The 18,118-nt window shown below is 44.6% G+C and carries 18 protein-coding genes and 7 tRNA genes; 9 read left to right on the plus strand and 16 right to left on the minus strand.

Going from position 1 to position 18,118, the window contains the following annotated elements; translation table 11 throughout:
- The 5 genes from RJ01_RS00825 to RJ01_RS00845 are packed head-to-tail and all read left to right on the plus strand — an operon-like array spanning position 1 to position 3,374.
- Positions 1-366 carry a Na+/H+ antiporter subunit C gene (locus tag RJ01_RS00825; RefSeq protein ID WP_034169749.1) on the plus strand — a complete coding sequence of 122 codons (366 nt, stop codon included), beginning with the start codon at positions 1-3 and terminating at the stop codon, positions 364-366.
- Positions 366-2,174, plus strand: coding sequence for a monovalent cation/H+ antiporter subunit D (locus RJ01_RS00830; protein ID WP_034169750.1), 1,809 nt, complete (start codon positions 366-368; stop codon positions 2,172-2,174). Before RJ01_RS00825 ends, RJ01_RS00830 begins: the two co-directional genes overlap by 1 nt.
- Positions 2,174-2,692: a Na+/H+ antiporter subunit E gene (locus RJ01_RS00835; protein ID WP_034169751.1), complete on the plus strand. Its 519-nt coding sequence runs from the start codon at positions 2,174-2,176 to the stop codon at positions 2,690-2,692. Before RJ01_RS00830 ends, RJ01_RS00835 begins: the two co-directional genes overlap by 1 nt.
- Positions 2,689-2,964 carry a monovalent cation/H+ antiporter subunit F gene (locus RJ01_RS00840; protein WP_004787192.1) on the plus strand — a complete coding sequence of 92 codons (276 nt, stop codon included), beginning with the start codon at positions 2,689-2,691 and terminating at the stop codon, positions 2,962-2,964. The genes RJ01_RS00835 and RJ01_RS00840 overlap by 4 nt, the downstream gene beginning before the upstream one ends.
- 11 nt (positions 2,965-2,975) lie before the next feature.
- Complete coding sequence (locus tag RJ01_RS00845) at positions 2,976-3,374, plus strand: Na+/H+ antiporter subunit G (protein WP_005233541.1); 399 nt, start codon at positions 2,976-2,978, stop codon at positions 3,372-3,374.
- Positions 3,375-3,453: 79 nt separating this feature from the next.
- Here the strand turns inward: RJ01_RS00845 and RJ01_RS00850 are convergent, their stop codons facing one another.
- The 13 genes from RJ01_RS00850 to tpiA all read right to left on the minus strand — a co-directional run bounded on the left by RJ01_RS00850 (position 3,454) and on the right by tpiA (position 11,053).
- The gene (locus RJ01_RS00850) at positions 3,454-3,858 is read right to left on the minus strand and encodes a ribosome-binding factor A (RefSeq protein WP_004810065.1); all 405 of its coding nucleotides are present in this window, start codon (positions 3,856-3,858) and stop codon (positions 3,454-3,456) included.
- Positions 3,858-6,569 carry a translation initiation factor IF-2 gene (gene infB, locus RJ01_RS00855; RefSeq protein WP_034169752.1) on the minus strand — a complete coding sequence of 904 codons (2,712 nt, stop codon included), beginning with the start codon at positions 6,567-6,569 and terminating at the stop codon, positions 3,858-3,860. Before infB ends, RJ01_RS00850 begins: the two co-directional genes overlap by 1 nt.
- Positions 6,570-6,579: 10 nt before the next feature.
- Positions 6,580-8,064, minus strand: a complete 1,485-nt coding sequence (nusA, locus tag RJ01_RS00860) for a transcription termination factor NusA (RefSeq protein WP_004787201.1) — start codon at positions 8,062-8,064, stop codon at positions 6,580-6,582.
- 35 nt (positions 8,065-8,099) lie between these two features.
- Positions 8,100-8,624, minus strand: a complete 525-nt coding sequence (rimP, locus tag RJ01_RS00865) for a ribosome maturation factor RimP (RefSeq protein WP_034169753.1) — start codon at positions 8,622-8,624, stop codon at positions 8,100-8,102.
- Between the two features lie 224 nt (positions 8,625-8,848).
- Positions 8,849-8,925, minus strand: a tRNA-Met gene (locus RJ01_RS00870).
- Positions 8,926-9,013: 88 nt separating this feature from the next.
- Positions 9,014-9,090 (minus strand) — tRNA-Met (locus RJ01_RS00875).
- A gap of 88 nt (positions 9,091-9,178) precedes the next feature.
- Positions 9,179-9,255, minus strand: a tRNA-Met gene (locus RJ01_RS00880).
- A gap of 88 nt (positions 9,256-9,343) precedes the next feature.
- A tRNA-Met gene (locus RJ01_RS00885) sits at positions 9,344-9,420 on the minus strand.
- A 72-nt stretch (positions 9,421-9,492) separates the two neighbouring features.
- Positions 9,493-9,569, minus strand: a tRNA-Met gene (locus tag RJ01_RS00890).
- An 81-nt stretch (positions 9,570-9,650) separates the two neighbouring features.
- Positions 9,651-9,727: transfer RNA gene (locus tag RJ01_RS00895), tRNA-Met, on the minus strand.
- 53 nt (positions 9,728-9,780) lie between these two features.
- A tRNA-Leu gene (locus tag RJ01_RS00900) sits at positions 9,781-9,865 on the minus strand.
- A 53-nt stretch (positions 9,866-9,918) separates the two neighbouring features.
- Positions 9,919-10,248 (minus strand): preprotein translocase subunit SecG, encoded by a 330-nt coding sequence (secG, locus tag RJ01_RS00905; protein WP_004787204.1) that lies wholly within the window; start codon positions 10,246-10,248, stop codon positions 9,919-9,921.
- A 13-nt stretch (positions 10,249-10,261) separates the two neighbouring features.
- On the minus strand, positions 10,262-11,053 hold the full coding sequence (gene tpiA, locus RJ01_RS00910; RefSeq protein ID WP_034169754.1) for a triose-phosphate isomerase: 792 nt from the start codon (positions 11,051-11,053) through the stop codon (positions 10,262-10,264).
- A gap of 278 nt (positions 11,054-11,331) precedes the next feature.
- On the opposite strand from tpiA, the gene pilB reads away from it, so the two are divergent.
- Genes pilB through coaE form a run of 4 tightly spaced genes read left to right on the plus strand, consistent with a single transcriptional unit; the run spans position 11,332 to position 15,768 of the window.
- Positions 11,332-13,041, plus strand: a complete 1,710-nt coding sequence (gene pilB, locus RJ01_RS00915; protein WP_034169755.1) for a type IV-A pilus assembly ATPase PilB — start codon at positions 11,332-11,334, stop codon at positions 13,039-13,041.
- Between the two features lie 30 nt (positions 13,042-13,071).
- Complete coding sequence (locus tag RJ01_RS00920; protein WP_004787210.1) at positions 13,072-14,301, plus strand: type II secretion system F family protein; 1,230 nt, start codon at positions 13,072-13,074, stop codon at positions 14,299-14,301.
- Positions 14,301-15,161 carry an A24 family peptidase gene (locus tag RJ01_RS00925; protein ID WP_034169756.1) on the plus strand — a complete coding sequence of 287 codons (861 nt, stop codon included), beginning with the start codon at positions 14,301-14,303 and terminating at the stop codon, positions 15,159-15,161. The genes RJ01_RS00920 and RJ01_RS00925 overlap by 1 nt, the downstream gene beginning before the upstream one ends.
- A gap of 1 nt (position 15,162) precedes the next feature.
- Positions 15,163-15,768, plus strand: coding sequence for a dephospho-CoA kinase (gene coaE, locus RJ01_RS00930; protein ID WP_034169757.1), 606 nt, complete (start codon positions 15,163-15,165; stop codon positions 15,766-15,768).
- 44 nt (positions 15,769-15,812) lie between these two features.
- Here the strand turns inward: coaE and RJ01_RS00935 are convergent, their stop codons facing one another.
- From RJ01_RS00935 to RJ01_RS00945, 3 genes are all read right to left on the minus strand, one after another.
- The gene (locus RJ01_RS00935) at positions 15,813-16,724 is read right to left on the minus strand and encodes a DMT family transporter (protein ID WP_034169758.1); all 912 of its coding nucleotides are present in this window, start codon (positions 16,722-16,724) and stop codon (positions 15,813-15,815) included.
- Positions 16,725-16,769: 45 nt separating this feature from the next.
- Positions 16,770-17,519 carry a 23S rRNA (guanosine(2251)-2'-O)-methyltransferase RlmB gene (gene rlmB / locus RJ01_RS00940; RefSeq protein ID WP_034169759.1) on the minus strand — a complete coding sequence of 250 codons (750 nt, stop codon included), beginning with the start codon at positions 17,517-17,519 and terminating at the stop codon, positions 16,770-16,772.
- Between the two features lie 142 nt (positions 17,520-17,661).
- Positions 17,662-17,985, minus strand: a complete 324-nt coding sequence (locus tag RJ01_RS00945) for a pyrimidine/purine nucleoside phosphorylase (protein ID WP_004787221.1) — start codon at positions 17,983-17,985, stop codon at positions 17,662-17,664.
- Between the last annotated feature and the right edge of the window lie 133 nt (positions 17,986-18,118).

Here is an 18,118-nt window from a genome sequence, read left to right on the forward strand (position 1 = left end):
ATGATTAGTTTAGAACTTTTATTAGCCTCAGCAATTGGCCTACTCACTGCCACCGGGATCTATCTGATTCTGCGGGCACGTACCTTTCCGGTCGTCCTTGGACTGGCCATGATTGGTTATGCAGTGAACCTGTTTTTATTTGCCATGGGCCGTATTCAGATGAATTCGCCTGCAGTGCTCACCGAAACCACGCAGGTCACCGATCCTTTACCTCAGGCCTTGGTTTTAACCGCAATTGTAATCGGTTTTGCCACCACCGCCTTTATTGTACAGCTGGCCTTACGTAGCCGTTATGAATCAGGAACAGATCACGTTGATTCCAAAGAAGAGATACCGCAACATGACCCACGTGAGGATGAGCCGTAATGACTGATCTTCTCAACTTCTTGAATCAACACACCCCTATTTTCAGTATTCTTTTACCGGCTTTTACTGCCTTTATTCTAGTACTGTTGGGTAACCCAGGTTCTGGTTCTCTGATTACCGACTGGCGTCAGCCTTGGCGTCGTGGCGTGAGTCATATTTCGACCCTATTGGGTTTGATTATGGCGATTGGCTATCTGATCAATAGCAGCCAAGGGCAAATTAGTGTCTACACTTTAAGTGAATGGGCCGCCCCTTTTGGTATTGTGCTGGTCCTGGACCAGCTCTCTGCCTTGATGCTGGTACTGACCTATACACTCGCTTTGCCAATCGTTTGGTATGCCAGCAAAGAATGGGATATTCGCGGGCGCTATTTCCACGCCATGGTCCATTTTCTGTTAATGGGGCTTAGTGGTGCCTTCCTGACCGGTGACTTGTTTAACCTGTTCGTGTTCTTCGAGATCTTGTTAATGGCATCCTATGTCCTGCTTTTGCATGGGCAAGGCAAGGCACGCTTCCAGCTCGGTGTGCATTATGTGGCTATTAACCTGCTCGCTTCTGCCATGTTCCTGATCGGACTCGGGATGATTTATGGCAGTGTCGGCAGCCTGAATATGGCTGATGTTGCTCGTCTGATGCCAACTCTGGCAGGTGACGAACATAAGCTTGCCGTTGCAGGCGGACTGATGCTATTTGTGGTGTTCGGGATCAAGGCTGCCATGTTACCGGTAGGCCTGTGGCTTCCTAAAACGTATGCTGTTGCAACTACTCCGGTGGCTGCCCTGTTTACCATCATGACCAAAGTCGGGATCTACGCAATTATCCGGGTCAATGGCACTGTATTTGATGATGAATATAGCCATCAGATCCTGATGAACTGTCTGCTGGTCATTGGGGTGATTACCTCACTGTATGGCGCATTTGGTGCAATTGGAACTGAACGTCTACGTCGTTTTGTCGGCTTTATGATCCTGTCTTCAGTCGGGACTATTCTTATTGCGATTGCCATGAACAGCACCCAGGCTTGGGCAGGTGCCTTGTACTATATGGTGCACAGTACCCTGATTGGCGCAGCCTTTTATATCCTGTGTGGCTGGATTACCTCACAGCGTGGCGAGTTTAAAGACCATTTTAAAATTGCCCCACAGATGAAACAGAATAAGCTGGTTTCCATTGTATATTTCATCATTGCCTTGATGATGGCCGGCTTGCCACCTTTCAGTGGCTTCTTCGGTAAAGTGTTTATCCTGCAAGCTTCAGGACAGTCTGAACATCAAATGCTGATTATCTTTACGGTTCTACTGGTCAGCTTACTAAGTATTCTGGCTTTTACCCGGGTCGGTTTTATTCTGTTCTGGCGTTCAAGCCGACCAGAACAGGATGAAAATTCTGAAGAATTCAGCAAATATGAATCCTTGCCCAGCAAGGCACCAGCACGGAATGACCGGGTTATTTATCTATTATTGCTCAGTCTGACAGCCTACGTTGTTTTTGCTGCACCGATTTATCAATATAATTATCAGACCGCAGCACAGATTAAGACCAATCCGATTTATGAAGCAGCATTATTAAAACGTGATGCTGAAGGTAAGTTCATCAGTGTACAGCCATTTGATCCGGGTTATTTACCAGAAACCAAATACGGTGGTGAAACGCCTGATCCAAATGCGCACCTGATTCCTTATGTCATTTCAGAAAATACCTTAAATGGCGATCATATTTCTGAATTTAAACAGCGTCAGATTGATAAGCAGTATATTGAACAGAACAAATACGACGACAATCAACTTAAACCGGCGGAGGGTCTTTAATGGCTGAATCATTACTTCAACGCTGGTTCCCACATCCTTTCGTTTCGGTCATTGTGGCGATGAGCTGGATCATGCTGGCCCATAATATGGAAGCCGGCACACTCCTTATGTCAATATTTCTGGCGATCTTGATTCCGAGAATGGTCGCCCCTTTTATTGATTACACACCGAATATCCGGTGGGTGCCAGCGATGCGCCTGTTTTGGGTCGTTGTTTGGGACATCATTGTCGCTAATATTAAAGTCGCGATTCTGGTGCTGGGACCGACCAAAAATCTGCATCCCAAATGGTTTCGTGTTCCTCTGGATACCGAACATGAAGAAGTGAATACTTTGCTGGCAATGATTATTACCACCACACCAGGTACAGTCTCTGCGGGGATTGATCAGGACCGGGGCGATATTCTGGTCCATGCCTTAAGTACGGATGATGAAGAGGCCGAAATCGAAACCATCAAACAGCGCTATGAACAACCTTTGATTAAAATTTTTAGCGCACAATCAGGAGCTGAAGCATGACCATTCTGCCTTATGCATTGCTGATTTGTCTGGGTGCTGTCACGATCTCCATGTTGTTGTGTCTGATCCGGCTGGTTATGGGCCCATCAATCGTCGACCGTCTGCTGGCACTGGACACCCTATTTTTAAATGCAACCTGTCTGGTGGTGATTCTGGGAATTTACTGGAGCAGCACTTTCATGTTTGAAGGTGCCCTACTGGTGGCCATGCTGGGTTTTGTCTCTACCGCTGCCCTTGCCCGCTATTTCACCACTGGCCATGTCATCGACTAGGAGTTTTTTAAATGCCTTTGATTTTAGAAATACTAGTTTCGATTTTTTTATTGATTGGCGCGTTCTTTATGCTGGTGGGTGGTATTGGAATGATACGTCTACCCGACCTGTTTATGCGTCTGCATGCACCGACCAAATCCAGTACCTTAGGATTGGGAAGCTTCCTGATCGCTTCTATTATTTTTTCAGCCATCTATGGCCGTTTAGGTTTTGCCGAAGTACTGATTACCCTATTTGCCTTCATTACTGCACCGGTATCTGCCAACCTGATGGCACAAGCTGCCTTGCATTTACGTTTACGCTCGATGAGTGGTGAAGTGCCAGAAACTCTGGAACGTCCATTGCCTTGGCAGAAAACCCGCCGTCGTGCATTTTATGAAAAGAAAATGAATGACCAGGATTCAAAGTAATAGTTAGCCAGTTCTACTTAAAAGTTCAACAATAAAAAAGCCACCCTAAGGTGGCTTTTTTATTGCGCTTTATAAAAGCTTATTCTTCATCTTTCTTGTCTTCAGCAGGAGGTAAGTCCTTCACTGCTTCAGCAATCAGACCAAACATATAGTTACCATATGCATTGGTTTTGTCGTAATGGAAACGTAGACGAGGTGTAATACGTGTCTTGATCCGACGGCTCAGTTCATGACGCAAGAACCCGGATGCCTTATTCAGGACATCGAGTGTTTCTTTATTTGCCGCTTCACTTTGCTCATCACCAAGTTCACGACCCATTACTGTGACATAAACTTCTGCATATCCTAAGTCTGGGCTCACTTTCACGGCTGAGATGGTCACCAGACCACCCAGACGTGGATCCTTCAGCTCCTGACGGATCAGTTCAGACAACTCGCGTTGTACCGTATCCGCCATACGCTTCAGACGTTGACTACCCGCCATTAAAGACTCCGTTTAATCAATTGCACATCATACACTTCGATTTTATCGAGAGGTTTGATGTCTTTATAGCCTTTCACCGCAAGACCACATTCCATACCGGCACGAACTTCTTCCACCACTTCTTTGTAGCGACGAAGAGATTCTAGCTCGCCCTGGAAGATCACCACGTCATCACGTAATACGCGAATCGGTTTATTACGGTGTAATACGCCTTCAAGTACCATACAGCCTGCTGCAGCACCAAATTTGCTTGAATGGAACACTTCACGTACTTGAGCAACACCCAAGATGGTTTCACGGTGTTCAGGAGCCAGCTTACCGCTCATCGCTGCTTTCACGTCATCAATCAATTGATAGATCACTGAGTAGTAACGAATGTCGATACTGTCTGCATCTGCTTTTTGACGTGCAGTACTGTCGGCACGTACGTTAAAGCCAAGAAGAACCGCTTCTGAAGATTCAGCAAGTGTTACGTCAGATTCAGTAATCGCACCAACACCAGAACCGATAATACGTACTTTTACTTCATCCGTTGAAAGCTCAGCCAATGCAACATGAAGTGCTTCCAATGTACCGCGTACATCAGTTTTCAATACTACATTGACGATTGGTACATCTTTTTTGCCCATAGACGCCATGATGTTTTCAAGACGCATTGCAGATTGACGTTCAAGACGTTTTTGACGTTCACGATCCATACGCGCATCGGCAACTTCACGTGCTTTCTTCTCGTCATTCACAACAAGAACTTCGTCACCTGCCATCGGCGCTTCTGGAAGACCCAGAATTTCGACTGGAATCGAAGGACCTGCAGACTTGATACGTTTACCGTTTTCATCAGTCATGGCACGAACGCGGCCATAAGACGAACCAGCAAGTACGAGGTCACCCACTTTCAACGTACCGTTCTGTACAAGAATAGAGGTTACTGCACCGCGGCCTTTATCAACACGTGCTTCAATCACAACACCTTGTGCCGCACCTTCTTCAGATGCTTTCAATTCAAGCAATTCAGACTGAATTAAAATCAGGTCAAGAAGTTCGTCAATACCCGCGCCAGTATGTGCAGATACTTTCGCTACAGGAACGTCACCGCCCCATTCTTCAGGTACGATTTCTTTGGTGGTCAATTCATTCAATACGCGATCTGGATCAGCAGAGTCTTTATCCATCTTGTTGATTGCAACAATGATTGGCGTACCCGCCGCACGAGCGTGATCGATTGCTTCTGCAGTTTGTGGCATCACGCCATCATCTGCTGCTACAACTAGAACTACGATATCAGTCGCTTTGGCACCACGTGAACGCATTGCAGTAAACGCTGCGTGTCCCGGAGTATCAAGGAATGTAATAGTGCCTTTATCAGTCGTTACATGGTAAGCACCGATATGCTGGGTAATACCACCTGCTTCGCCTTGCGCCACTTTGGCACGACGGATACGGTCTAGAAGCGATGTTTTACCATGGTCAACGTGCCCCATGATCGTAACAACTGGCGCACGAGTAGTTTGCGCACCACGTGCTTCTTCAGCCTGTTCAAGCAGGTTATCTTCGACTGCAGTTTCAGAAACCAGTACCGGGTTATGGCCCATTTCTTCAACCACAAGTGCCGCGATTTCCTGATCGATCGCCTGGTTTTGAGTAACCAGTTCACCCATTTTCATCAGTGACTTGATGACTTCACGAACCTTAACTGCCATTTTCGCAGCCAGGTCAGCCACGACAATCGTTTCACCGATTTCAACGTCATAAACCTGTTTTTTCACTGGTTTTTCAAAACCATGCTTATTCGCTTGGCTAGATTTCAAACCACGTTTATGTGAGTTATCACGGAAAGACTGCTCTTCACCACGACGACCACCTTTCTTTGGTGAACGTGTATTTGAAGTGTTAGTACCACGTTTAATTTCGCGGTCTTCTTTCGCAAATGAGTCTTCATATGCCTGGCCAACCAGACCAGCCGCAAGTGGAGAATCATCAATCACACGAATGGTTGCAGTGGTATCTTCAGAAGAATACTTCGACGCCATCTTGCGCATTTGCTCAAGAGTACGTTGTTGTGCTTCTTCAGCTGCCTTGCGACGTGCTGCTTCTTCAGCTGCTTTTAATTGAGCGGCTTGAGCTTCACGCGCTTTTTTCTGTTCTGCTGTTTCAACTTGTTTAACCGCTGCTTTCAGAATCGGTTTATTAGTTGATTTGCGTTTTACCACAACAGCGGCTTTAGGTGTTTCCTGTTTCTCAGTTTCTTGTTTCTGAGCTGCACGCATTGCTTCTAGTGCTTTGCTTGCATTGTTTGTACCTGATTTAGCTGCATCAGCAGGTTTTTTAGCTGGTGCTGACTTCTGTTCAGCTTCTGCTTTCGCTTGCTGTTCAGCTTGAGCCTTCGCTAGAGCTTCTGCTTTAATTTGTTCCGGGTCTGGCTTGACGAATGTATGTTTCTTGCGAACTTCTACATTAATCGTTTTCGCCTTACCTGAAGTACTTGCCACTTTAGCAGTACTGGTCGTTTTACGTTTCAACGTGATTTGTCCTGCATGGCCATCTGAACCTTGTGTCTTTTTCACATGATTCATTAAGCGATCTTGTTGTTCGGTGGTAATAATATCGTCAGCTTTACGCTGTGGTAAACCTGCCTCACGAACCTGCTCTAGGAGCTTATCAACATGGCGACCCACGCTGAGTGCTAACTCTTTAATCGACTTGTCCGTCATATACTACCTCCTAGTTAAACCATGATTCGCGCGCTTTCATAATAAGTTGACCGGCTTTCTCAGCACCGAGACCTTCGATATCTTCAATATCATCAGTCGCTTGGTCAGCTAAGTCATCTACGGTTACCACACCACGAGCTGCGAGAGCTTGCGCGATCTCTGCTGTCATGCCTTCCATTGCAACAAGTTCTTCACTTGGCGCTTGTACGTTTTCTTGCTGTTGTAATGCATCAGCAAGTGCAATTTCTTTCGCACGGCTTTGCAGTAGTTCAACCAGTTCCGCATCCAGTTCGATTTCATCAAACGTTTCTGGCGGTACGTAAGCAATTTCTTCAAGCGAGGTGAAGCCCATTTCTACCAACGCCATCGCCAAATCTTCAGCAATATCCAGACGTGTAACAAACATGTCCAGGTATTTTTGTGCTTCGCTCTGCTGACGTGCGTAGTATTCTTCTTCCAGCATCATATCCAGCTTGTAGCCAGTCAATTCAGATGCCAGACGAACGTTTTGACCTTGTGAACCAATTGCACGAGCTAGCTGATCACTAGTCGCGAAAATGATGTCTGCAGTACGTGCATCTTCATCGATCACAATACTAGATACATCTGCTGGTTCTAATGCGCTTGCGATATATTGCGCAGGATCATCAGACCAAACCACCACATCAATACGCTCGCCATTGAGCTCTTGCTGTACAGCCTGGATACGTGTACCACGCATACCAATACAAGCACCCACCGGGTCAATACGGTGGTCGTTGGTTTTCACTGCAATTTTAGCACGAACACCCGGTTGACGAGCTGCGGCCTTAATTTCAATGATTTCTTCAGAAATTTCAGGAATTTCTTTTTTCATCAATGCAATCAGCATTTCCGGTTTAGCACGTGACAACAATAATTGTGCACCACGGCCTTCACGGTTAACGCTATATAGAATCGCATTTACGCGTTGTTTCGGACGAAGGATTTCCTTCGGAATCATCTCTTCACGTGCCAGATACGCTTCTGCGTTGTCACCCAAGTCAATAATAAAACCATCTTTGGTTTGTTTTTTCACTTCACCATAGATCAGCTCACCGACTTTAGATTCATACGCATCGGCAACCAGCGCACGTTCTGCTTCGCGAATCTTCTGTACAATCACCTGTTTCGCGATCTGGGCAGCAATACGACCGAAATCGATTGATTCTACTTCCAGTTCACGGATATCACCAATCGACCATTGTGCTGGATCCACATCAGAGATCGCATCCTGACAAGCAGGCATTTCATGATCTTCATCAGCCACCACTTCCCATTGACGGAAAGTACGGTAATCCCCAGTTTTACGGTCAATCTCTACACGAAGACGAGCTTCTTCCGAGTGAGTCCCCTCGTAGAATTTCTTCTTAGTCGCTGCAACCAAAGCTTGTTCTAGCGCTTCAAAAATTGCTTCACGACTTACACCTTTTTCGTTACTAACCGTTTCAACCACGGTAAGAATTTCACGTGCCATAAGTCACCTATTCGTTCAGATTCTTATTAATTGAATTAATCTTGATAGACCAAGTTTGCTTTATCGATATTGTGACTGTCGATATCCAAAATCTGTTGCTTTTCTACTTCAACTTGAATCATTTCATTTTCAAGGTCGACTGCAACCAGTTTTGCCTGGAATTTACGACGGTTATCTACCGCACTGATCAGACGTAGTGCTACGGTATGACCAATATAGCCTGACATCTGTTCGAGCTGGAAGAATGGACGATCCCAACCTGGTGAAGACACTTCAAGCGAATATTCACCTGAGATTGGATCATGTACATCCAAGATCGCGCCGACTTGCTGTGTGACACGCACACAGTCCTGAACCCCAATACCACGACCCTGCTCTTCTTCGCCATCTTCATTGACAACAGGTGCTGCATTTTCATCGACCGGTTTGTCGATATAGATCCGTAGTAATGAACGTTTGCCTTGTGGCAGGAATTCAATCCCCCACAGGTTTACATCACAGGCTTCAACTGCTGGTGCAATCAAGTCCTGAAGTGCTTGAGTTTTATTTGATAGCTTCATTTACTCTCGTCATCTGGTGCGATTTTATGATCTATTTGACCACTACAAACCAATACAAACTATAGTAGTAGTGAAACATGGAGATTTGACCAAATATTGTCGACACTACACGATAGCCAATAAAAAAGGGCGTAAATCGCCCCAATTAATACACAATTTGAACTTTTTTCAAATCCCACTGTGCAAAAAGGCCCACCATAGTTGTGAGCCTCTTTTAAGAAACTTGGTAGCGGGAGCTGGATTTGAACCAACGACCTTCGGGTTATGAGCCCGACGAGCTACCAGACTGCTCCATCCCGCATCAACGTGCAAAAATTATATACAAAAGATGCGAACTTTTCAATCACAACCACATCATTCTGCATATTTGTTATCTGTTACTGAAAAATTGGTAGCGGGAGCTGGATTTGAACCAACGACCTTCGGGTTATGAGCCCGACGAGCTACCAGACTGCTCCATCCCGCATCAACATACAAAAATTATATACAAAAGATGCGAACTTTTCAATCACAACCACATCATTCTGCATATTTGTTATCTGTTACTGAAAAATTGGTAGCGGGAGCTGGATTTGAACCAACGACCTTCGGGTTATGAGCCCGACGAGCTACCAGACTGCTCCATCCCGCATCAACATGCAAAAATTATATACAAAAGATGCGAACTTTTCAATCACAACCACATCATTCTGCATATTTGTTATCTGTTACTGAAAAATTGGTAGCGGGAGCTGGATTTGAACCAACGACCTTCGGGTTATGAGCCCGACGAGCTACCAGACTGCTCCATCCCGCATCAACATACAAATAACATTCAGCTTAACATTCTATGATTAAACCGCCTTTAAAGTTTGCATCTTTAAAGGATTGGTAGCGGGGGCTGGATTTGAACCAACGACCTTCGGGTTATGAGCCCGACGAGCTACCAGACTGCTCCACCCCGCAACAACATGCAAATAATCCTTCTCAACTTAAATCAGATTTAAGCTGCCTTTTAAAAGTTTGCGTCTTTAAAAAAGGATTGATTGGTAGCGGGAGCTGGATTTGAACCAACGACCTTCGGGTTATGAGCCCGACGAGCTACCAGACTGCTCCATCCCGCAACAACAGAAGTTTTTTTAGCTGCATACACCAACTTATGTTCTGGATTATAAGTTGGTGCGGAAGGGGGGACTTGAACCCCCACGCCCGAAAGCACTACCACCTCAAGGTAGCGTGTCTACCAATTCCACCACCACCGCAGCTGTGACGCATTCTAGTCGCATCACTGAAAAAAAGAAAGGTTTAATTAAAATTATTCGGTCGTTTGTGGTGCAGTTGGTGAAGTTTCAACCGGTTGCGCAGGCGCAGTTGGAGCTGATTGAATTGAAGACAAACTGTACGCATCAGTGGTCTGTTTCTTGGCAAGAATCGCCAAAGTAATACTGGTTACAAAGAACAATGCGGTAAAAACTGCCGTCAAACGGGTCATGAAATTACCCGAACCCGAGGCACCAAAGATCGTTGCCGCACCGCCGCCACCGAATGATGCACCTGCATCCGCACCTTTACCATGCTGAACCAAAATCAAGACAATCATCAAAATCGCTAAGATAATATGTACTACCAGCACAAAAGTTTGCATGCTGAACTCCTAATTATTGTGTATTTGCAAATGCTTGAGCAATTTGATGGAACGACTCAGCATTGAGTGATGCACCACCCACCAATGCCCCGTTAATGTCAGGACAGGCTGCTAACTCTACTGCATTTTCCGGTTTTACACTACCACCATATAAAATCGCCATAGTCGCAGCATAACCTGTAATCTGACTCAAACCCTGACGGATCTGGGCATGCATGGCCTGCGCATCTTCTGGAGAAGCTGTTTTACCGGTGCCAATGGCCCAGATCGGCTCATAAGCAATCACGATATTTTTCCACTGCTCGCCTGTAACCACAGTCGCGACATCACAAATCTGTTGCAGGACCACTGCTTCCGCCTGCCCTGCTTCACGCTGTTCCAGACTTTCGCCCACACAGTAAATTACGGTTAAACCGGCATTTAAGGCATTCTTGATTTTAGCATTTAAGATCTGTGAACTTTCAGCAAAAATTTCACGACGTTCAGAGTGTCCAATCAATACATAGTGAATCTGGCTATCAGCCAATAATTCAGCACTCACTTCCCCGGTATAAGCGCCTGTACCTGCAATACGTGATACATCTTGTGCTACGGTATGTACAGGACGATTAGCAGAAGCGAATGCAGTTTGAATTTGAGTTAAGGCAAGGGTTGTCGGCGCCACACCCAAATGACATTTCTCTGTTGAAACTGGTGCAGACTCAAGCAAGTCTTTTAAATTCTGAACCAAAGTCTGGGCATCTGCCTGCATTGGATTCATTTTCCAGTTGCCCACCACCCAAGGAGTAATCGTCGAAACCGACATAAATAACCTATTTCACTGACATATCTTGAATTGGGCACATTCTACACGGAATTGTAAAATTTAAAGAATAGTTTTATTCATGCTATTTCTCAGTTTAGACTATTCAAAGTGGTTATTTTTTGTTATCACTGAAAAAAATGCCCGGTTCTTCCGACCAGTTCAAGCTTTTACTGAATATCAGGAAGATTGCAGCATTCTCAGCTATGGTATTTTTGTATAACAAACGTATAATTTTAGAATAGCAAATTAAAAAAATTGAATTGATAGGCATTTTAAGCATGACAGCATTGAAGGGGTCACCAAAATTTACGGGGTTTATTCGTCGCCTGGTCGATGAAGGGGTATTATCGGCTGAAGATATGCGTACTGCTTTAGCCAATGCCAAACAAGAAAAAACAGATATTGTGGCCTATTTGGTCAGTCATCATAATCTTTCCCCTACCACCATTGCCGAAACGATCTCAGTAGAATTTGGTGAGCCTTTATTTGATATTGGCGCTTATGATCCAGGACAAATCCTGCGTGAAGATATCGATGAAAAGCTAATTACCAAACATCGAATTTTGCCAATTTATAAGAATTCCAATGTTCTTTATGTTGCCACGAGCAATCCAACCAATATTGAAGCAACGGATGCCATCCGCTTTGCAACCAAACTGAATATCGAAACTGTTATTGTTGAACACAATAAACTTGAAAAACTGATTGAGCAAAACTTTACTGAAGAAAGTACTTTTGATTTTGATGATGATTTCGATCTGGATGTCGATGTCGACACAACCGATCCAAATAAAGAAGAAGACGAAAAAGACAAAGGTGAAGAAGCCCCGATTGTTAAATATATTAATAAATTACTGATTGATGCCATTCGTATGGGGGCATCAGATTTACATTTTGAACCTTATGAAAAAATGTATCGGGTACGCTATCGTGTCGATGGCGTTTTACGGCAGATTGCGACACCGCCGCTACAGCTAGCAAACCGTTTAGCGTCACGTTTAAAAGTTATGTCGCAGATGGACATTTCTGAGAAACGTGTTCCTCAAGACGGCCGTATTAAATTAAAGCTCTCAAAAAACAAAGCCATCGACTTCCGTGTTAATTCACTCCCTACTCTGTTTGGTGAAAAACTGGTTCTACGTATTCTAGATCCATCCAGTGCCATGCTGGGAATTGATGCTTTAGGTTATGAGCCTGAGCAGAAAGAACTATTTATGGAAGCCCTAGATAAACCGCAAGGGATGTTACTGATTACCGGTCCTACCGGTTCCGGTAAAACCGTATCACTTTATACGGGCTTAAACATCTTAAACCGCGAGGATACCAATATTTCTACTGCGGAAGATCCAGTCGAGATTAATCTGCAAGGGATTAATCAGGTTAACGTGAATAATAAAGTTGGCCTGACTTTCGCAGCGGCATTAAAATCCTTCTTGCGTCAGGATCCTGATATTGTCATGGTCGGTGAGATCCGTGATCTGGAAACAGCTGAAATTGCAATCAAGGCAGCACAAACAGGTCATATGGTGATGTCAACCCTGCACACCAACAGTGCTCCGGAAACTCTGACCCGTTTACGTAATATGGGCGTCCCTTCTTTCAATATCGCGACCTCGGTCAATCTAGTGATTGCGCAGCGTCTGGCCCGTCGCTTGTGTTCACAATGTAAAAAGCCGGCTGATATTCCTCAGCAAAGTTTGCTGGAAATGGGCTTTACCGAATCAGATTTACAAAGCCCTGAATTTCAGATTTATGAGCCAGTCGGCTGCAATGAATGCCGTGAAGGGTATAAGGGCCGGGTCGGTATTTACGAAGTCATGAAAGTCACACCTGAAATTTCAAGAATTATTATGGAAGATGGCAATGCCATTGAAATTGCTGAAGCTTCCGCGCGTGCAGGATTTAACAATTTACGCCGATCAGGGTTAGTGAAGGTTATGCAGGGGGTGACTTCTTTACAGGAAGTCAATCGTGTAACCAGCGAATGATCGTGCTGAATATAAAATAAGGATAAAGCTATGGCAGCAGTAAAAAAAGGCCAGATGACACCGATCTTCAGTTATGAAGGGGTTGACCGCAAAGGCGCCAAGATCAAGGGGGAATTGCCGGCACGAAATATGGCCTTGGCAAAAGTGAACTTGCGCAAACAAGGCATTACGATCAAAACCATTCGAGAAAAGAAAAAAAATATTCTCGAAGGTTTGATGAAGAAAAAAGTTTCTACACTGGATATCACTATCTTCACCCGTCAGCTCGCCACCATGATGAAAGCGGGGGTGCCTTTAGTACAAGGCTTTGAAATTGTTGCAGAAGGTTTAGAAAATCCATCCATGCGCGAGGTTGTGCTTGGAATTAAAGGCGAAGTTGAAGGGGGGAATACTTTTGCCGGAGCCTTACGAAAATACCCACAATATTTCGATAATCTATTCTGCTCTTTGGTCGAATCTGGCGAACAATCTGGTGCTCTGGAAACCATGCTGGATCGTGTCGCGATTTATAAAGAAAAAAGTGAACTGTTGAAGCAAAAGATCAAAAAAGCCATGAAATATCCAGCTACAGTTATTGTAGTAGCTGTGATCGTGACGATTATTTTGATGGTGAAAGTAGTCCCTGTATTCCAAGACTTATTCTCTTCATTTGGTGCTGACTTACCTGCATTTACTAAAATGGTAGTCAATATGTCCGAATGGATGCAGAAATATTGGTTCCTTTTAATTATTGGAATTGGCGTAGTGATTACTGCTTTCCTTGAAGCAAAAAAACGTAGCAAAAAATTTCGCGATTTACTGGATAAAGCTGCGCTCAAAGCACCCATCTTTGGTGATCTGGTCTATAAAGCAATCATTGCCCGTTATAGCCGCACTCTCGCCACCACTTTTGCTGCCGGTGTGCCATTAATTGATGCGCTTGAATCGACTGCTGGTGCAACCAATAACGTGGTCTATGAGGAGGCGGTATTAAAAATCAAGGAAGATGTTGCGACAGGTCAACAGCTTCAATTTGCCATGCGTGTCACCGATAAATTCCCTTCTATGGCCGTACAAATGGTTGCGATTGGTGAAGAATCCGGCGCACTAGATGCTATGCTGGATAAAGTCGCAACCCATTATGAAAATGAAGTCGACAATGCGGTTGATGGTTTAACTTCCATGATGGAGCCCTTGATTATGGCCATTCTTGGTGTCCTTGTTGGTGGCCTTGTTATCGCAATGTACCTTCCAATTTTCCAAATGGGTTCCGTGGTTTAATGCAAGATTTTATTTTATATTTCAGTCAAAACCCAACTGCGCTTTATCTCGCAGTTGGGCTTTTTAGTCTCTGTACTGGTAGCTTTTTAAACGTTGTCATTTACCGTACCCCTAAAATGATGGAACAGGAATGGCGTACAGATTGCCAGCTGTTCTTGCATCCAGATCAGCCCATTATTGATGAGAGCAAAATTACTTTAAGCAAACCAGCTTCAACCTGCCCGAAATGTCAGACTCCTATTCGCTGGTATCAAAATATTCCAGTGATTAGCTGGATCTTATTACGCGGTAAATGTGGCAACTGTCAGAATCCAATCAGTATTCGCTATCCATTTATCGAACTTCTCACAGCTGTTTGTGCATTAATAGTGGTAGCAACATTCGGGCCTACAATACAGATGCTGTTTGGTTTGGTTTTTACCTATGTCTTAATTACCCTCACCTTTATTGATTTCGATACCCAGTTATTACCCGATCGCTATACCCTACCGCTGGCTGCACTCGGCCTGGGTATTAATAGTTATGCGATTTATACGACCCCTAATTCTGCCATCTGGGGATATATCATTGGCTTCTTATGCTTATGGGTGGTGTACTATCTGTTTAAGCTGGTGACCGGCAAGGAAGGTATGGGCTATGGAGATTTCAAACTGTTAGCGGCCCTAGGTGCTTGGATGGGCCCTATGCTTCTACCGTTAATTGTATTATTGTCCTCATTAGTGGGTGCGATTATTGGGATTATCCTGCTTAAAGTCCGTAAAGAAAACCAGCCCTTTGCTTTTGGTCCTTATATTGCCATTGCCGGCTGGATTGCCTTTTTATGGGGTGAGCAGATCATGAAAATTTATTTAGGTCAGTAAAGTGAAATTTGTACTCGGTTTAACTGGTGGAATTGGCAGTGGCAAGTCTGCTGCCAGCCAATGGTTTGAATCTCAAGGGATTGCTGTAGTAGATGCAGATATTGTTGCCCGTGAAGTCGTTGATATCGGTCAACCAGCCCTACAGCAGATTCAGCAAGCTTTTGGCGATTGGTTTTTGCTTGAGGATGGTTCATTGAATCGCCGTGCTTTGCGCGAACATATTTTCCAGTCTCCAGAAGCACGAAAAACGCTGGAAAATATCACCCACCCTGCTATTCGCACTTCAATTATTCAACAGTTGCATGCAGCGCAAAGTCCTTATGCGATTTTAGTTTCTCCTTTATTGTTTGAAACCAATCAGCATGAACTAACACAACATACGTTATTAATTGATGCTGCTATTGAACTGCAAATTCAACGGGCTTCGCAGCGCGATGGACAAAATGTAGAGCAAATTCAGAAGATCATTGCCGCACAAATGCCGCGTGAACAAAAACGCGCTATGGCTGATGATATTGTGCTGAATGATGGTGAGCTGGAGCATCTCTATGCCCATCTCACACCATTGCATGAAAAATATCTTCAGACGGCTACTCAAAATCATTAACCCGAACTCAGTCAGTCTCCAAATAAAAAGCAGCCCTTTTAGGACTACTTTTTTTGTTGTTCCAGTTTTTGACTCAGGCTATCTCGATGCATCAACCAGCGCCAAGGCTGTATGGCACCAATTGCCATACCTACCAAACCAGAGACAATCGCGAGACTTAGAGGTTCATTTAATAACGGTACAGCCAGTATGGCAGCAATGAATGGTGCGAGGGTCACAATACTGCCCGCTTTAAATGCACCTAAACGCTTAATCGCTTCCACATAAGTTAGTGTCGCTACAATCACCACAAAAACACCATGAAAGAGAACTTGGGAAGTCATTTGCCAAGGTTCAGCCGCATCCAGATGTTTGGGGAAGAATAGCAGATAAATTGGCACATAAACGATGGCTGACCAGATCGCCACACTAGCCATAGAATGCCAGGCAGATAGCTTCCATTGACGTAGCAGTACAGTGAACACACCCCACCACATCGCACTGATGAAAAACAGCAGATCGCCTAATCCCAAGGCAACACCAGACTCCCGGAACATCAGCCAGCTCATACTGCCAATCGCAAGCAGCATAATCGCCATACTGATCCAGGTATGTCGGTCAAACCCTTGTTTAAATAATACAAAAGCGGCCACTGCGGTACAGAGTGGAATACAGCCATTCAGAAATACGGCAGCATGAGCTGCAGGCGCATAATGGAAAGCCGTATAAGCAGTCAGGCAATACCCCACCCCACCGATCATGGCTAAGAGAAAGGATTCCTTGCTCCATAAAAAGGCTGTGTCCTTTTTATAAATCAGGACTGGCATCAGAATCAGAAAAGCCAGTAGGAATCGTAATCCCACCAGATCCCAGGCACTAATCCCCCATTGGGCACTTAAGCGCGTGCTTAAGGTAAAACCTCCCCAAATACACATGGTAATTAAGACAAAGGCATAACCTTGCGTTCGGGGAGACATAGACTTCTTCTTTAACAGTATTTATGAATAAACAATAAAAAGGATTTAAGCTTGACGCTGACGACAGGCCTCATAAAGAGCCATACCTGTTGCCACGCTCACATTCAGGCTTTGCAGATTGCCTGCCATCGGAATATAAACCGTCTGGTCACATTGGCTTTGGGTAATTGGACGTAAACCGGTATCTTCCGCACCCATCACCACGCATACACCTGTTCCGGTAAAATCAAATTTCTGGATAGGTAAAGCTTTTTCATCCAGCATCGTACCAACCACACGTACATTAAATTCATCTTTGATTTGACCCAAAGTACGCGCCAGATTGATCACCTGAATAAACTTCACTTTTTCTGCACCACCCGCTGCCACTTTACGTGCAGTTGGCGTCAGGCTTGCTGAACGGTCACGTGGCACAATCACAGCCGCTACCCCCATCGCTGCGGCAGTACGAATACAAGCACCCAAGTTATGTGGATCAGTTACCTGATCGAGTGCTAATAGAAGTACTTGAGAATCTTGCTTCAATAGATCTTCCAGATCCTTTTCATTTAAGGTTGGATGCGGACGAACTGCCGCCACAACGCCTTGGTGAAAAGGCAAACCTGCCAGTTTTTCTAACTTGTCACGACTAGCCTGCTGGACACTGATGCCGAAAGGCTCAGCCAATTCCAGCACACGTTTCAGGCGCTGATCATCACGACCTTTCAGGGTAAAAAGAGTCAAGACACGTTCAGGCTCAAGCTCCAGCAGTGATTCTACTGAATGGACGCCATAATAATACTCAGGTTTAGCCATGAACGACCTCGAAAATAAATTGGGAAATAGGCAGCAAAAGAAAAATCCTGCAAAGCCAACTTCACAGGATTCTGTATCAAGCTTAGTTTAACCGATTCAGAACAAAATTTCTTGATCGGTTACAGCTCATCTGTAAGTCTGTTTAGCCTTCAAAATGGCAAACATAGTCCAGCACGTCATCAGTTTCGATTTTGAAACGGCTATTGCCTGGCACATAGAACGACTGACCAGCACGGAACAGTTCTTTCTCTTCGCTGTCAGCGATTTGCACACGGCATTCACCTGAAATGATTTCCATACGCTCAGGGACATGTGTTTCAAAAGTTAATGCATTTTCTGAAGGTAAAATTACCCCTAAGGTTTTTTTAGTGCCATCTTCAAATTGCACCACATGGCTGATGCATAACCCGCCAAAATACACATTCGATTTTTTAAGTACTGATACATGATCAAACTGAGCTGACATGCCATTTCTCCAGATAAAGCATTTTGTAATATTTTGATTGCTGTAGTTTAAATGTGCACCCGCAACTAATCAATCGAAGTTTATCGGACTTGAATGAAATTATTAGGTGCCCCTGCTTGCCTTGATTCCAGCC

The organism is Acinetobacter sp. YZS-X1-1, assembly GCF_000804305.1.
GTDB lineage: Bacteria > Pseudomonadota > Gammaproteobacteria > Pseudomonadales > Moraxellaceae > Acinetobacter > Acinetobacter variabilis.

Coding starts and splice junctions, on each gene's coding strand:
- RJ01_RS00825 (WP_034169749.1), top strand. CDS start 1: ATGATTAGTTTAGAACTTTTATTAGCCTCAGCAATTGGCCTACTCACT.
- RJ01_RS00830 (WP_034169750.1), top strand. CDS start 366: ATGACTGATCTTCTCAACTTCTTGAATCAACACACCCCTATTTTCAGT.
- RJ01_RS00835 (WP_034169751.1), top strand. CDS start 2,174: ATGGCTGAATCATTACTTCAACGCTGGTTCCCACATCCTTTCGTTTCG.
- RJ01_RS00840 (WP_004787192.1), top strand. CDS start 2,689: ATGACCATTCTGCCTTATGCATTGCTGATTTGTCTGGGTGCTGTCACG.
- RJ01_RS00845 (WP_005233541.1), top strand. CDS start 2,976: ATGCCTTTGATTTTAGAAATACTAGTTTCGATTTTTTTATTGATTGGC.
- RJ01_RS00850 (WP_004810065.1), bottom strand. CDS start 3,858: ATGGCGGGTAGTCAACGTCTGAAGCGTATGGCGGATACGGTACAACGC.
- infB (WP_034169752.1), bottom strand. CDS start 6,569: ATGACGGACAAGTCGATTAAAGAGTTAGCACTCAGCGTGGGTCGCCAT.
- nusA (WP_004787201.1), bottom strand. CDS start 8,064: ATGGCACGTGAAATTCTTACCGTGGTTGAAACGGTTAGTAACGAAAAA.
- rimP (WP_034169753.1), bottom strand. CDS start 8,624: ATGAAGCTATCAAATAAAACTCAAGCACTTCAGGACTTGATTGCACCA.
- secG (WP_004787204.1), bottom strand. CDS start 10,248: ATGCAAACTTTTGTGCTGGTAGTACATATTATCTTAGCGATTTTGATG.
- tpiA (WP_034169754.1), bottom strand. CDS start 11,053: ATGTCGGTTTCGACGATTACTCCTTGGGTGGTGGGCAACTGGAAAATG.
- pilB (WP_034169755.1), top strand. CDS start 11,332: ATGACAGCATTGAAGGGGTCACCAAAATTTACGGGGTTTATTCGTCGC.
- RJ01_RS00920 (WP_004787210.1), top strand. CDS start 13,072: ATGGCAGCAGTAAAAAAAGGCCAGATGACACCGATCTTCAGTTATGAA.
- RJ01_RS00925 (WP_034169756.1), top strand. CDS start 14,301: ATGCAAGATTTTATTTTATATTTCAGTCAAAACCCAACTGCGCTTTAT.
- RJ01_RS00935 (WP_034169758.1), bottom strand. CDS start 16,724: ATGTCTCCCCGAACGCAAGGTTATGCCTTTGTCTTAATTACCATGTGT.
- rlmB (WP_034169759.1), bottom strand. CDS start 17,519: ATGGCTAAACCTGAGTATTATTATGGCGTCCATTCAGTAGAATCACTG.
- RJ01_RS00945 (WP_004787221.1), bottom strand. CDS start 17,985: ATGTCAGCTCAGTTTGATCATGTATCAGTACTTAAAAAATCGAATGTG.